Genomic DNA, 14122 nt, shown 5'->3' with positions numbered 1-14122 from the left:
CTGGTCTTTTACGGAAAGGAAACTGAGACGATGAACCCCTTTAATTCTTCTGCGCATCGATTTTCGCACAGAGTGCGAAAACGGGCGAGAACGATGTCCAGGATTTTAAACCGCGCCCTTGTGCTGCTTCTGATCCCGCTGCTGACGGCATGCGGCGCTTCTTCCGTCGAGGATGCAAGCCGGTCGCAAAGTTCGATTTCCATTTCGCAAAGTCAGCAAACGTCTTCCCTGCAAAATGAGTCCAGCCTGTCTTCGCAAAGTTCGCAAACGGCCGCGGCAGACAGTCAAAGCGAGCCGTACGCGCCTGGCTACGACTTTACCGCGGACGACATTCCGCCCTATACCGGAAATCCGGTGGCGATCATACATGACAACGTCCCGTTTTTTGAAGAAAACGAAGAAACGACGCAGGCTTTCCAGCATTACTTCGATCTGGATGCGTTTGGCCGAGCGACTATGGGCTACGCCTCTTTAGGTCAGGAAATCATGCCGGAGGAAGATCGCGGCGATATTTCGTCCGTGCATCCGACCGGTTTTGAAAACAAGGAATATCCGTTTGTGGAAAACGGCTATGTGTACAACCGCTGCCATCTGGTGGCTTACATGCTTTCCGGTCAGAACGCCAATCCGCGCAACCTCATTACCGGAACCCGGACGATGAATACGAAAGGCATGCTTCCGTATGAGACACAGGCCCGGGACTATATTGAACAGACGGGAAACCACGTCATGTACCGGGTGACCCCAATTTACAAAGGAAACGATCTGGTTGCTCAGGGTGTCCTGATGGAAGCCAAATCTGTCGAAGATGACGGAAAGGGACTGCAGTTCTGCGTCTTTGCGTACAACCGCGAACCGGGTGTGGCCATCAATTATGCTGACGGATCTAATGAAGCGGACGGAACCATCGCCGTCGGCGGAACGGGTCAGGAACAGGCCGCTCCTTCTGGCGACGATGCCCAGGCACCCGCCCAGGCTCCGGCTGCCGAAGCGTCCTACGTCTGCAATACGAATACGCATAAGTTCCATCACCCCGACTGCAAGTCCGTCGCGGATATGAAACCGAAAAACCGCAAGGATGTCGTTGCCAGCCGGGATGCGCTGATTGCGGAAGGCTATCAGCCCTGCAAACGATGCAACCCGTAAGTGCGCCCAGTCCGGCAGTAAAAAACGTGAAAAATGAGGAAACAGAAAAACGGAGTGTCGAAAACCGGTCGGCACTCCATTTTTACTGCGCAGAACATAGTTTCGGATTCGAAGAGATCCATTCGGAAAATGGCGCAGAAGAAGGAAACGGCAAAGTCCAGAGGCGGAATATTCCTGCAGGAACTGGGATGGCAATTGAATCTTTGACAGTTTTTCAGGTGAAAAAAAGTCTATATCTTCTTTATATAAAGCGAAAATATCCTTTTTAGTTTTTTGCAAATCTGTAGCTACACATTTTGGTTCTGTTTTCCTGCAGGATGTTTTTCTTTGCGCAGCCATTGAAACTTTGACAGTTTTTTGGCCTAAAAGTCTGTATTTACTTTATGTAAATCGGATATCGGGCTTTTGGCTTTTGTCGATCTGTAGCTGCACTTTTTGTTCTGGCTTTCCCGCATACCATTCTCCGTTTGTCTGGCGCGGATCATCTGATTTCCCTTTTCCTGCGCAAAGTGGAGTTCCGGATTCGAAGAGATCCATTCAGAAAATGGCCTGGAAGAAAGAAAGCGGTGCAGTCCAAGGGCGGAAAATTCCTGCAAAGACTCGCGTCGCCATCGAATCTTTGACAGTTTTTAGGGTAAAATGGATGTATATGCTTTATGTAAAGTGGAAATTTCGTTTTTACTTTTGCCGATCTGTATCTACGCTTTTGGCTCTGCTTGCCCCTATACCATTTTCCGTTTGCCTGACGCGGATCGTCTGATTTTTCTTTTTACTGCGCATGGTATAGTTCCTAATTCGAAGAGATACATTCTGAAAATGATCCAAAAGAAGGGAAATGGTGCAATCCGGAGGGAAAAATTCCTGCAGGGTACGACGCTTGAAATTTGTTTGTCATCCTGCGGGGACTTGCGCTATAATCCAAAAGATCAAATTGATCATCACCATGGATCTGGACATCAGGGAGGTAAGTGAATGAATCCAAAGTCGCTTCTCACTATGAAGGATTTATCCAATCAGGATATCCTCGATATTCTCAATGATGCGAAGGTTTTTATAGTTCTCAATCAGATTGGCAGGTTCCTGTTTCATCCAGGAAACTTACTGCTAATCTTTTTTGAGCCTTCGACTCGTACACACTACTCATTTGAAAGCGCGGAATACCAGCTTGGACTGCAGGCCGCCGACTTCAACCCCGAATCGTCTTCGCTGACAAAGGGGAAACGCTTTACGATACCGTGCGCACTTTTGAGGCGCTCGGCTACGGTGTTCTGGTCATCCGGAGCGCCCAGGACGAATATTTCCGCGAACTGGAAAATATTGAAGTTCCCATCATCAATGCCGGAGACGGCAAGGGCAATCACCCGACACAGTGCCTGCTCGATCTGCTCACGATTTACAACGAATTTGGCCGCCTTGATCACCTCAACGTGCTCATCTGCGGCGATGTCGCTCACTCCCGCGTTGCGGCCAGCGACAAGGAAGCCCTCGAACGCTTCGGCTCGACAGTCCGCTTTGCGGGACCGAAAGAATGGGAACGCGAAGGCTACCCGTTTGTGGATCTGGACGAAAACATTGAATGGGCTGACGTCCTCATCCTGCTGCGCATTCAGCGTGAACGCGGCGCCCGCCTCGAAAGCCTGAGCGACGAGGAATACCTCAGCCGCTACGGCCTGACGAAAGAACGGGAAAAGCGCATGAAGGATCATGCGATCATCATGCATCCGGCGCCGGTCAATCGCGGCGTGGAAATTGATACCGATCTGGTGGAATGCAGCCGCAGCCGCATTTTCCAGCAGATGAAAAACGGGGTCCTCGTCCGCAAGGCGGTTGTCCGCCGTGCTCTCGGCTTCGAGCCTTTTGGCCGAAGCAAGGCCTGAGCCATAAAAAGCCGGCGAAACCGGCCAGAAACACTTACGAATCCAGGAAAGATAAGACGGAGCCTTCCGTTAAATCTACGATAAATAAGAGAAACCCGAATAAAGGAGGAAATCTCTGTGAACACGAAACCCGCATTTTCCGGGCTTCACCCCATCAAGATCAAGAACGCCCGCATCTTTTATGACGGTTCGCTTCAGAATCTGGAAATGTTGTTTGATCAGGAAAAAATCCTTCAGATCGCGCCAGAAATTGAAGTCGATGACGATGTGGAAATTATCGATGCCAAGGGCCTGGCTGTACTGCCCGGTCTGGTTGATACCCACGTGCATCTGCGCGAACCAGGCTACGAAGCCAAGGAAACGATTGCCGCGGGAAGCCGGGCGGCGGCTGCCGGCGGCTTTACGACGATCTTCGCGATGCCAAACCTTCGCCCGTATCCATCAACTGTAGAGACGATGGAACCGTATCTGGAAAAATCGCGAACGATGCCGTTGTACGCGTGATTCCGTTTGGAACAATCACCGACGATGAAGCCGGCAGGACGCCGACCGACTATGCGGCGCTGAAAAAACTCGGCATTCATCAGTTTTCGGATGACGGCGTCGGCGTAGCGAGCGGCGATGTCATGCAGGAAGCCATGAAAAAGGCAGTGGAAGCCGATGTGCTCTTTTCCTGCCATACCGAAGACATGAACTATCGCGCGCCGGGCGCTTCGGTGCATGAAGGTCCGTACGCGAAAAAGAATGGCTGGATCGGTATTCCGAGCGCCTGTGAAAGCGCCCAGCTCATTCGCGATCTCGGCTATGCACGCCAGATTCCGGTGGCTTACCATGCAGATCACATTTCCGCAAAAGAAAGCGTGGAAGCACTGCGGCAGGCCAAGCGCGACGGCGTCAACTGCACCGCCGAAGTGACTGCACATCATCTGCTCCTGGAAGACAGGGACGTTCAGGATGCGATGGAAAAAATGAATCCGCCCCTGCGTTCGCATGAAGATCGCATGGCGCTGATTGAAGGGCTGGAAGATGGAACGCTGGATTTCATCGCCAACGACCATGCCCCGCATACGATGGAAGAAAAACGCGGCCGATGGACAAGGCGCCCTTTGGCATCGTTGCTCTCGAAACCGCCTTCCCGCTGCTGTACACCGAGTTTGTGGACCGCCAGAAACGCTGGAGTCTGAAACAGCTGCTGGAGTGGATGGCCGCAAAGCCCGCGAAGCGCTTCGGTCTGGAAAAGACCGGCGAGCTGCGCGAAGGCTATCGCCCGGATTTCTTCCTGGCGGATTTTGATCGAACCTACACCATTGACCCCGCCGATTTTGAATCGAAAGGGAAAAATACGCCGTTTGGCGGCTGGACAGCGAATGTGTGCGTCATGCAGACGTGGTCGGAGGGCCGCCCGGTATGGACCAGAAAGGATAAATAAATAGAAAGGATAAATAAATATGGAAGACAGACTGCTGATTCTTGAAGACGGCAGCGTCTGGAAAGGCAAGGGCTTCGGCTCCGACAATTTCCAGATCGGCGAGCTTGTTTTCAACACCTCAATGACCGGCTACCAGGAGATCCTTACGGACAACTCCTACTGCGGTCAGATCATTCTGATGACGTACCCCCTCATCGGAAACTACGGCGTAAACCGCGACGACTGGGAAAGCATTGAACCGGCTGCGTTCGGTTTCGTTGTCAAAAATCTCTGTGACGACTACTCCAACTGGCGCGCCTGCGAATCGCTCGACCAGTTCTGCAAAAACGAAAATATCCCAGGCATCAGCGAAGTGGATACCCGCGCGCTGACCCGCCGCATCCGTGAACACGGCACCATGCGCGCGACGATGGCCAATGTCGACGCCGATGTGGACGCAATTGTGAAAACGCTGCAGGAAACGGAACTGCCGCACGATCAGGTAAAGCGCGTAAGCTCCTCCAAGCTTTACTCGGTACCAAACCGCGGACCGAAAGTTATCCTGATGGACTTTGGCGCCAAGCTGGGCATCGTGCGCGAACTGTCGATGCGCGGCTGCGACATCGTCGTTGTTCCGTATAACACCGACTGGAAAACGATCATGAACTTCCGCCCGGACGGTGTCATGCTCACGAACGGTCCTGGAAACCCGGAAGATCTGCCGGAATCGATTGAAACGATCCGCAATCTGATCGGAAAAGTACCCATCTTCGGCATCTGCCTGGGCCATCAGCTGATCGCGCTGGCCTGCGGTGCCAAAACCTACAAGCTGAAATTCGGCCATCGCGGCGGCAACCATCCAGTTGTTGATCTCGAAGACGGCCATGTGGAAATTACCAGCCAGAACCATGGCTATGCGGTCGATAAGGACTCGCTGAAAGGAACGGGTCTGAAAATGACGCATGTCGCGCTGAACGACAAGTCCTGCGAAGGCATGATGCATACCGAATACCCGGTTTTCTCGCTTCAGTTCCATCCCGAAGCCAATGCCGGCCCGAACGACTCCAAGAAAATGTTTGACCGCTTCATGGCGCTGATGGAAGAAGAAAAGGAGAAAAAGAAGAATGCCTAAACGTACGGATATCCATAAAATTCTCGTTATCGGCTCCGGCCCGATCGTCATCGGCCAGGCTGCCGAATTCGACTATGCAGGAACACAGGCCTGCCAGTCGCTGCGTGAAGAAGGCTATGAAGTCATTCTGATCAACTCCAACCCGGCGACCATCATGACCGACTCGGTTGTTGCCGACCAGGTGTACATCGAGCCGATTACCCTCGACTTTGCCAAACGCATTATTTATAAGGAACGCCCGGATGCCGTTCTTGGCTCCCTCGGCGGCCAGACTGGTCTGAACCTGGTTGTTGAACTGGCGGAAGACGGCATTCTCGATGAATACGGTGTCGAAATCCTCGGTACCGACCTTTCCGCCATCAACAAGGCGGAAGACCGCGAACTCTTCCGTTCGCTCATGCGTGAAATTAACGAACCGGTGCCGGAAAGCGACATCGTCCACACCGTGGATCAGGCAGTGGAATACTGCAGAACCCTCGGCTACCCGGTCGTTGTCCGTCCGGCCTACACTCTGGGCGGAACCGGCGGCGGATTTGCGGACAATGAAGAAGAACTGCGCACCATCTGCGATGCCGGTCTGAAAATTTCCCCAGTTCACCAGTGCCTGATCGAGCAGTCGATTGCCGGCTACAAGGAAATCGAGTACGAAGTTATGCGCGATACCAACGACAACGCGATCGTGGTCTGCAACATGGAAAACGTGGATCCTGTCGGCATTCATACCGGCGACTCCATCGTTGTCGCTCCGGTACAGACGCTGACCGACCGCGAAAACCAGCTGCTTCGTTCAGCTTCGCTGAAAATCATCCGCGCCCTGAAAATCTGCGGCGGATGCAATGTACAGCTCGCCCTCGATCCGGAAAGCTTCAAGTACTACGTCATTGAGGTTAACCCGCGTGTATCCCGCTCTTCGGCGCTGGCGTCCAAAGCCACCGGCTATCCGATCGCGCGCATTTCGGCCAAACTCGCAGTCGGCCTGACCCTCGATGAAATTCTCAACCCGATTACCAAATCGTCCTACGCCTGCTTCGAACCGGCGATTGACTACATCGTTTCCAAGTTCCCGCGTTTTCCCTTCGACAAATTCCCGAACGCCGACCGTACCCTCGGTACGCAGATGAAGGCGACTGGTGAAGTCATGTCCATCGGCCGTACGTTTGCGGAATCGTTCCTCAAAGGCGTACGTTCGCTGGAAATGAAAGTCGATCATCTGTACTTAAAGGATCTTGACGAACTGTCCAGGGAAGATCTCGCCAAGCTGATCACAGGCAAGAGCGATCTGCGCATGTACGCGCTGGGCAAATGGCTGCGCGACGGTGGCACGATTGAAGAACTTCACGATATGACGAAGATCGACCCGTTCTTCCTGTGGCATCTCGAGCGCATCATCAACCTCGAATCCCTGATGATGGCAAAACCGATGGATGTCGAAACGCTCGCCATCCTCAAGCAAAACGGCTTCTCCGATTCCTACATCGCCAGAGCCTGGAACGTGCCGGAAAAGGAACTGTATGACCTGCGTCACGCCAATGGCATCGTTCCGGTTTACAAAATGGTTGACACCTGCGCCGGCGAATTTACTTCCGCCACCCCGTACTTCTACTCGACGTATGAGCAGGAAAACGAAAGCATTCCTTCCGACAATAAGAAAATCATCGTTCTCGGTTCCGGCCCGATCCGTATCGGTCAGGGTGTCGAGTTTGACTACGCGACCGTACACTGCGTCGAATCGCTGCGTTCGGCCGGCTATGAAGCCATCATTATCAACAACAACCCGGAAACGGTATCGACCGACTTCTCGATTTCCGACAAGCTGTATTTCGAACCGCTGACGACCGAAGATGTCATGGAAGTCATCGATCTCGAAAAACCGGAAGGCGTCATCGTTCAGTTCGGCGGCCAGACGGCCATCAACCTGGCAGCTTCCCTTGCCGAACACGGCGTCAAGATTCTCGGTACGTCGCTCAAGAGCATTGACCTTGCGGAAGACCGTCATGAATTTGAAGCGATGCTTAAAAAGCTTGATATCCCGCAGCCGCAGGGCGAAACCGCGGTTACCGTTGAAGAAGCGCTCGACATCGCCAAGCGCATCGGCTATCCGGTTCTCGTTCGTCCGTCCTACGTACTGGGCGGCCGCGCTATGGAAATCGTTCACGATGACGATGAACTCGTGAAATACATGGGCAACGCGGTTAAGGAAATTTCCCATGACGCTCCGATTCTGGTCGACAAGTACATCGTCGGCAAGGAGCTGGAAATCGATGGCATCGCCGATGGAAAAGACGTCTATCTGCCGGGCATCATGGAACATATCGAACGCGCCGGCGTCCATTCCGGCGACTCCATTTCGGTCTATCCGCCCCAGACGATCAGCGACGAAGTAAAAGTACTATTATTGACTACGCCATCCGGATCGGTCAAGGTTTCGGATTCATCGGACTGTACAACATTCAGTTTATTGTTGATCATAATGATCAGGTGTATGTTCTCGAAGTCAATCCGAGATCTTCAAGAACCGTTCCGTTCCTGTCCAAGATTACCGGTACGCCGATGTCCCATGCGGCGACGATGGCGGTACTTGGCCACTCCCTGCGCGAACAGGGCTATGAACCTGGCTATCGTCCGGAAGACGCGCACCGCGTCTTCGTCAAGGCACCAGTCTTCTCCTTTGCCAAGCTGCGCAGCGTAGACACCGTTCTTGGACCGGAAATGAAATCGACCGGTGAAGCGTTAGGCTCCGATATCAACCTTGAAAAGGCGCTGTATAAAGCCCTGGTTGCCGCTGGTATTAAAGTTTCTCCGCACGGCAACGTCCTGCTGACGATTGCGGATGCGGACAAGGAAGACGCACTGCCGCTGGCTAAGCGTTTTGCGACGATCGGTTACGGCATTTACGCCACCCCGGGTACGGCTCGCTTCCTGCGCGAACATGGCCTGTTCGTTCACGACGCTGCCAAGATTGAAAATCAGGGCGGCGATGTGGAATCGGTTGTGGATGTCATCCGAAACGGCCGCGTCAACTTCGTAGTGAACACGATGAGCCGTCATTCGCGCAAAAACGAGGACGACGGATTTATCATCCGCCGCGTGGCTTCGGAAAATAACATTTTCTGCATGACGTCCCTCGATACCGCCAACGCGCTTCTCAAAGTTCTTGAATCCCTTTCCTTCTCGATGATTTCCATGAACGAAATGGGGAAATAAACATGAAACAATCCAACGCAGAAATCCTTAACAATACCCCCATCGCCGATTCGGTTTACAAAATGGTTCTGAAAACCGACCTCGCCGCGCTGGCCAAACCGGGCCAGTTTGTGGATGTGGCGCTGCCCGGCTACTTTCTTCGCCGCCCGATCTCCGTATCGTGGGTGGAAGAAGACCGCCTGACGCTGGTTTACAAAATCATGGGAAACGGAACCGACAAAATGTCGACGATGGAACCGGGCACCTGCCTTTCGCTGCTCGGTCCGCTGGGAACCGGTTTTCCGATCACGGATCAGAAAGAAGTTCTGATCCTGGGCGGCGGCGTCGGAACGCCTCCAATGCTGTATACCGCAAAAGCCTATCTTGAAAAAGGCGCTAAAGTGGATGTCGTTCTGGGCTTTAACAGTGCCGGCGATGTCTTCTACGTCGATGAATTTGAGCATCTGGGCATTTCGCCCGTCATCTGCACGATGGACGGCAGTGCCGGCATTAAGGGCACCGTTCTGGACGGCGTTCGCGCTAAGGGCATCGAGACGGATTTTGTCCTCTCGTGCGGCCCGCTTCCGATGCTGCGCGCCGTCAGCAATGCCTACACCAAAGGCTATGTATCGTTAGAAGCTCGCATGGGCTGTGGTTTTGGCGTATGCAACGGCTGCGTCATGACGGATCGCAACGGCATGCAGGTTCGCGTCTGCAAGAACGGACCCGTATTCCCGATTGGAAAGGTGGTACTGTAATGGATCTTTCTGTACAGCTTCCAGGTCTGAACCTGAAAAACCCGGTTATTCCTGCCTCGGGAACCTTCGGCTTTGGCCGTGAATTTTCGATGATTTACGATCTGAGCCTTCTGGGCGGCTGCTGCGTCAAAAGCATTACGCCCGATCCCCGCGCCGGCAATCCTCTGCCGCGCATCGCGGAAGCTCCGTCGGGCATGATCAACGCCATCGGTCTGCAGAACCGAGGCGTGGAATTCGTCAAAGCCCGCGAACTTCCGTTTCTGGAACAGTTTGATACCGAAGTCATCGCCAACGTGGCGGGCGCAAGTCTGCAGGACTACGCGCTGGTCATTGAACAGCTGCGCGGCATGGACGTTATCAAGGCGTTTGAGCTGAACATCTCCTGCCCGAACGTTTCCGCCGGCGGCATGGCCATCGGTACCAATCCCGAACTGGCTGCGGAAGTCACCCGTATGGCGAAGGCCGTTGCCGACAAGCCGGTTTACGTGAAGCTTTCGCCAAACGTAACGGATATCACGAAAATCGCGCAGGCGGTGGAACAGGCCGGTGCTGACGGTATCGTTCTGATCAATACCGTTCCGGCGATGCGCATCGATCTGCGCACCGCAAAACCGCTGCTTGGCAACGTCACAGGCGGTCTTTCCGGACCGGCGATTAAGCCGATCGCCATCCGTGCGGTCTACCTTTGTGCACAGGCTGTAAACATTCCAATCATCGGCTGCGGCGGCATTACATGCGCCGAAGATGTTCTGGAATTCCTGTACGCAGGCGCAAGCGCTGTGGAAATCGGCAGCGAAAATCTGGTCGATCCGTGGGCATGCCCGCGCATTATCGATGAACTTCCTGCCGCTCTGGCCAGATACCGTCTGAACTCGGTCAAGGAAGCCATTGGCAAAGCGCTTCCGAAAAACTAAGTCTTTTAAAAACGAAGAAGCCGGTCGACTGCCGGCTTCTTTTGAGGCGAAACGAAGAGAAGAAAAGCCCTTTTTCGTACGAAAGCTGGATTCTTTGTCATTTTCAGACAGGATTCGATACAGTAAAGGCGATCGAAAACTGCACCGCCAGGCGCGACCTGCTGCGCCTGGCTCGATTCGATCCGTAAATGCCTGTCCGACTACGCTCGAAAGCGCAGAACGGCGAAACATCAGAAGAACACGAAAGCGAGAGAAGGAGAATTTATGAGCAAAACAATTATTGCGCTGGATTTTTCCAGCCGTCAGGAAGTCCTGGATTTCCTTTCCCAGTTTGATCAGCCCGTCACCGTAAAAATCGGCATGGAACTGACGTATGCGGAAGGTCTGGACATGGTCCGTGAAGTCAAGGCGATGGGTCATGACGTTTTCCTCGATCTGAAGCTGCACGATATTCCAAACACCGTAAAAGGCGGCATGAAAAACCTGGCGGCTCTGGGCGCCGATATCGTCAACTGCCATGCGGCCGGCGGCATCGAAATGATGAAAGCCGCCAAGGAAGGCATTGAACTCGGTGCCGGCGAAGGCAAGAAGCCGCTCGTCATCGCGGTAACACAGCTGACCAGCACGTCGAAGGAAGCGATGAACGAACAGCAGGGCATCCCTGGCGAAGTCATCGATTCCGTCATTCGCTACGCCAAAGCGGCCAAGGAAGCCGGTCTGGACGGCGTGGTCTGCTCCGTCCATGAAGCCAAGGCGATCAAGGAAGCCTGCGGCGAAGATTTCCTTACTGTAACCCCGGGCATTCGTCTGGCCACCGATTCCAAGGACGACCAGAAGCGCGTCGCCACCCCGGAATTCGCCCGCAAACAGGGATGCGATTACATCGTTGTCGGTCGTTCCATTACTAAGGCAGCGGATCCGAAAGCCACGTTTGAAGCCATCGAAGCGGTGATGAACGCGTAAGCAGGGCCGCTTTCCATGAAAAAATCGATTGCGGCCGGCGGAATGATTGCGATTGCCGCGTATTTGTTCCTTCGTGCCGAAGCGCCGCTGGGCGCCCTCTTTTCGGCTTCGGCCTGGCGTTTGTCATCATTTATCAGCTTGATCTCTTCACCGGGAAAATCGGCTTTTTCGGCGAGCAGGACCTGCCGTTTCTCCGTATTCTTCTGGGCAACCTGATCGGTGCCGGAATTGTCTGTCTGCTGCTGCGCACGAACACGCCGGTGATTGAAACCGCGCAGGCACTGGTGGAAAAGAAAGACGCCCTGAGCTGGTATGTCGCCCTCATTAACGGGACGTTTTGCGGCGTTCTCATGTATCTGGCGGTCAGCTCCTGGAAAAGAGGCTTTCACGCTGGATGCTTCCTTTGCGTCACGGTATTTATCCTCTGTGGATTTGAACACTCCATCGCCGACTTCGCCTATATGGCGCTGGCCTGGAAATGGTCGCTCAACCTGCTCTGGATTTTGCTTGGCAACGCGCTTGGCGCGGTGATCTGCCGTCTGATGGTCGAAGACAAAGCCATCTTCCGCTGGCCGTCACTGCAGGCAAAAGCCAAAAACTAAGCTCGAAACGCTGTGTTTCAAAGCTGCATTTCAAAAGGAATGGTAATCCGTCTGGACTGTCCGATTGTTCGGCAAAATCCAGACGGATTTTTCTATAGCCGCATACCCAGAGCAAGGAAGAAAGGGTACCCTGAAAACTGGACACGAAAGAGAGAAAAGAAAGGGAAGCGGGAAGAGGAAAAAGGTAAGAGGAAAAAGATGATAAGGAAAGCTGAAAACAGGAAAAGGCGCTCGACCGGCTGTAAAAACAGCGGGCAGAGCGCCTGAAATGGGTCTGGTACTGGAATGACTTCTTTTCAATTATTCAACAGCTTATTCAACAGCCGCTTCGGCTTCTTCCTGTGTGAAACCAAAGTCGAGCAGCGTCTGGATCGCTTCGTCGTGATCTTTCTTGTCGAGACGATTCAGCATTTCTTTCGCGTTTTCTACCCAGTCAGCTCCGTATTCGTCAACGGCGCTTTCTGCGGTGGATTTGGAATAGCCCATGTCGATCAGCTGATTGATGACCGACTGACGGGAGAACGGCGTGTTGGCGAGAATGTCGCCTACCGCATAAATTGCCGGTTCTGCAGGTTCTTCTTTCGCGGAAGAAGTGCCTTCGCTCGTAATGGCGGAAGCGTCGGAGACAGCGGATGATCCGGCTGCAGACGAAGTGCTGGAGTCTGCAGGCTTGCTGGAGCAGCCGGCCATGGTAAGCAGCAGAGCTGCGCTCAGCAGTGTATAAACGGTCTTTTTCAAAATATAAATCCTCCAAGATCTATGTGGATGTCCTCCATTCGCCCGGAGGCATCCGTCTACTAGACAGGATACAGTCTGAAGCGGATTTGAGAAAGGCCAGAATTGAAAATACCGGCTGTGACGAAGCACACCCGCAATTTATGTGTGAGATTCAGAGAGTTTGTTCCTGTTTAAAAATCTGAAGCTTCGTGACCGGTTCCGGAAGCATCTGAACTTCCCGTTCCATTCCGAAAAACAGGCTTACGTGTTCTGGACAGTTTTTCGTCAGATAAAGCCGCCAATTATCCAGGGACAGAACGTTCGTCCCGTTTTCTTTCCTCCGGACGATCTTTCAGAATTGGACGAAAGCGGCTCTTTATTGGAGTACTATGAACAAATAAGGAGCTGAGCGAGCCTTTGACGCCATTTTGCGGGCTTCCAAGGCCGGGTGCAGCGTTTCTGCTTTTGGATAAATATGAAATATATGAATAGTTTTGAACAAATAAGAAAGAAACTGAACGAAAATAGATGGAATCAAAGGATAAAAAGAAAATTAATGAATAAATTTGAATAAATATGGTTGATTAACCGCTTTCATCGCCGTATGATTTCACTGTAAGAAAACCAGGTGAACAGAGGTGAAAGAAATAGAAAAGAAATGAAGGAAAACAGAAAATGATGACCGAAGAAAGACACGAGAAAATTCTGGAGTATTTAAAAGGAAAAGAAAGAGCATCGCAGCAGGAACTGCTCGATCTGCTCGGGACGTCCGAGAGTACGCTGCGAAGAGATCTGATGGCGCTTGAAGAACAGGGGCTGCTGCATCGGGTACGCGGCGGCGTGACCTGCAAACCGAGAACCCATGTTTCCGACAGTCAGCTGGCGAGCCGCCGGGACCAGCATCAGAAAGAAAAAAGGCGATTGCCCTTCAGGCAGCCGCGCAGATTCAGGATGGCGAAACCATTTATCTGGATGCTGGAACAACGGTGGAAGCACTCCTTCCTCTGCTGGCCGGAAAGAAGATCCGGGCGATTACCGATTCCATTTCCCATGCCGTACGGCTGATGGAGCTCGGCGTTCCGGTTTCCGTAACCGGCGGAGAGCTCAAATCGATCACCAGTGCGCTGGTGGGGGAAGAAACACTCGAATTTCTGGACAAGTACCGATTTTCCAAAGGATTTTTGGGACCAATGCCGTCACAGAAGACGGAGAACTGCTGACACCGGATGTACGGGAAGCGAGTGTAAAGAAAAAGCGCTGGAGAGAACGCTGGAAGCCTATGTGCTTGCCGATTCTTCCAAGTTTGATCAGATCGCGGCCGTTCGGTTTGGCGACCTGTCACAGGCCGTTCTGATTACGGAAAAAACGCGCAGATTCCGGATGGATTTCCCGGACTGGTTCTTCGAAGCACGGGCGAAACGG

At 53.0% G+C, this 14122-nt stretch carries 15 protein-coding genes and 2 pseudogenes; 16 read left to right on the top strand and 1 reads right to left on the bottom strand.

The genetic code is table 11. The annotated features are described in order from the left end of the window. The first annotated feature begins 30 nt into the window (after positions 1-30). The 14 genes and pseudogenes from KWG61_RS01475 (at position 31) to KWG61_RS01415 (ending at position 11983) form a co-directional block, all read left to right on the top strand. Entirely contained in the window at positions 31-1146 is a 1116-nt protein-coding gene (locus tag KWG61_RS01475; protein WP_242744733.1) for a DNA/RNA non-specific endonuclease, read from the top strand. A 972-nt stretch (positions 1147-2118) separates the two neighbouring features. After that, positions 2119-2483, top strand: a pseudogene (locus KWG61_RS16880) (aspartate carbamoyltransferase); the annotation flags it as partial. 90 nt (positions 2484-2573) lie between these two features. After that, the gene (locus KWG61_RS01465) at positions 2574-3023 is read left to right on the top strand and encodes a hypothetical protein (protein ID WP_367614305.1); all 450 of its coding nucleotides are present in this window, start codon (positions 2574-2576) and stop codon (positions 3021-3023) included. A gap of 117 nt (positions 3024-3140) precedes the next feature. Beyond that, on the top strand, positions 3141-3527 hold the full coding sequence (locus KWG61_RS01460; protein WP_242744731.1) for an amidohydrolase family protein: 387 nt from the start codon (positions 3141-3143) through the stop codon (positions 3525-3527). Further along, positions 3524-4207 carry a hypothetical protein gene (locus tag KWG61_RS01455; protein ID WP_242744730.1) on the top strand — a complete coding sequence of 228 codons (684 nt, stop codon included), beginning with the start codon at positions 3524-3526 and terminating at the stop codon, positions 4205-4207. Before KWG61_RS01460 ends, KWG61_RS01455 begins: the two co-directional genes overlap by 4 nt. Then, the gene (locus KWG61_RS01450) at positions 4180-4452 is read left to right on the top strand and encodes an amidohydrolase family protein (RefSeq protein WP_242744729.1); all 273 of its coding nucleotides are present in this window, start codon (positions 4180-4182) and stop codon (positions 4450-4452) included. Before KWG61_RS01455 ends, KWG61_RS01450 begins: the two co-directional genes overlap by 28 nt. A gap of 19 nt (positions 4453-4471) precedes the next feature. Beyond that, on the top strand, positions 4472-5563 hold the full coding sequence (gene carA / locus KWG61_RS01445) for a glutamine-hydrolyzing carbamoyl-phosphate synthase small subunit (RefSeq protein WP_230266912.1): 1092 nt from the start codon (positions 4472-4474) through the stop codon (positions 5561-5563). Next, positions 5556-8101 (top strand): annotated as a pseudogene (carB, locus tag KWG61_RS01440) (carbamoyl-phosphate synthase large subunit); the annotation flags it as partial. The gene carA and the pseudogene carB, both read left to right, overlap by 8 nt. Before the next feature lie 30 nt (positions 8102-8131). Further along, positions 8132-8767 (top strand): hypothetical protein, encoded by a 636-nt coding sequence (locus KWG61_RS16875; protein ID WP_367614304.1) that lies wholly within the window; start codon positions 8132-8134, stop codon positions 8765-8767. A 2-nt stretch (positions 8768-8769) separates the two neighbouring features. After that, a complete protein-coding gene (locus tag KWG61_RS01435; RefSeq protein ID WP_230266910.1) occupies positions 8770-9504 on the top strand; it encodes a dihydroorotate dehydrogenase electron transfer subunit in 735 nt (244 codons plus the stop codon). After that, positions 9504-10418 (top strand): dihydroorotate dehydrogenase, encoded by a 915-nt coding sequence (locus tag KWG61_RS01430; protein ID WP_230266909.1) that lies wholly within the window; start codon positions 9504-9506, stop codon positions 10416-10418. Before KWG61_RS01435 ends, KWG61_RS01430 begins: the two co-directional genes overlap by 1 nt. Positions 10419-10682: 264 nt before the next feature. Further along, entirely contained in the window at positions 10683-11381 is a 699-nt protein-coding gene (gene pyrF, locus KWG61_RS01425) for an orotidine-5'-phosphate decarboxylase (protein ID WP_230266908.1), read from the top strand. 15 nt (positions 11382-11396) lie between these two features. Then, positions 11397-11597: a hypothetical protein gene (locus KWG61_RS01420; RefSeq protein WP_242744728.1), complete on the top strand. Its 201-nt coding sequence runs from the start codon at positions 11397-11399 to the stop codon at positions 11595-11597. After that, a complete protein-coding gene (locus KWG61_RS01415; RefSeq protein ID WP_367614303.1) occupies positions 11507-11983 on the top strand; it encodes a formate/nitrite transporter family protein in 477 nt (158 codons plus the stop codon). Before KWG61_RS01420 ends, KWG61_RS01415 begins: the two co-directional genes overlap by 91 nt. 312 nt (positions 11984-12295) lie before the next feature. Here the strand turns inward: KWG61_RS01415 and KWG61_RS01410 are convergent, their stop codons facing one another. Then, entirely contained in the window at positions 12296-12721 is a 426-nt protein-coding gene (locus KWG61_RS01410) for a hypothetical protein (protein WP_230266906.1), read from the bottom strand. A 654-nt stretch (positions 12722-13375) separates the two neighbouring features. On the opposite strand from KWG61_RS01410, the gene KWG61_RS16870 reads away from it, so the two are divergent. Continuing rightward, positions 13376-13765, top strand: coding sequence for a DeoR family transcriptional regulator (locus tag KWG61_RS16870; RefSeq protein WP_367614236.1), 390 nt, complete (start codon positions 13376-13378; stop codon positions 13763-13765). Next, the gene (locus KWG61_RS01400; protein ID WP_242745493.1) at positions 13663-13920 is read left to right on the top strand and encodes a hypothetical protein; all 258 of its coding nucleotides are present in this window, start codon (positions 13663-13665) and stop codon (positions 13918-13920) included. The genes KWG61_RS16870 and KWG61_RS01400 overlap by 103 nt, the downstream gene beginning before the upstream one ends. Positions 13921-14122 lie beyond the last annotated feature (202 nt).

It is taken from the genome of Allobaculum sp. Allo2, assembly GCF_022701175.1.
Taxonomy (GTDB): domain Bacteria; phylum Bacillota_I; class Bacilli_A; order Erysipelotrichales; family Erysipelotrichaceae; genus Allobaculum; species Allobaculum fili.
This window is presented reverse-complemented; position numbering and strand designations above follow the sequence as displayed.

Coding starts and splice junctions, on each gene's coding strand:
- KWG61_RS01475 (WP_242744733.1), top strand. CDS start 31: ATGAACCCCTTTAATTCTTCTGCGCATCGATTTTCGCACAGAGTGCGA.
- carA (WP_230266912.1), top strand. CDS start 4,472: ATGGAAGACAGACTGCTGATTCTTGAAGACGGCAGCGTCTGGAAAGGC.
- KWG61_RS16875 (WP_367614304.1), top strand. CDS start 8,132: ATGGCGGTACTTGGCCACTCCCTGCGCGAACAGGGCTATGAACCTGGC.
- KWG61_RS01435 (WP_230266910.1), top strand. CDS start 8,770: ATGAAACAATCCAACGCAGAAATCCTTAACAATACCCCCATCGCCGAT.
- KWG61_RS01430 (WP_230266909.1), top strand. CDS start 9,504: ATGGATCTTTCTGTACAGCTTCCAGGTCTGAACCTGAAAAACCCGGTT.
- pyrF (WP_230266908.1), top strand. CDS start 10,683: ATGAGCAAAACAATTATTGCGCTGGATTTTTCCAGCCGTCAGGAAGTC.
- KWG61_RS01420 (WP_242744728.1), top strand. CDS start 11,397: ATGAAAAAATCGATTGCGGCCGGCGGAATGATTGCGATTGCCGCGTAT.
- KWG61_RS16870 (WP_367614236.1), top strand. CDS start 13,376: ATGATGACCGAAGAAAGACACGAGAAAATTCTGGAGTATTTAAAAGGA.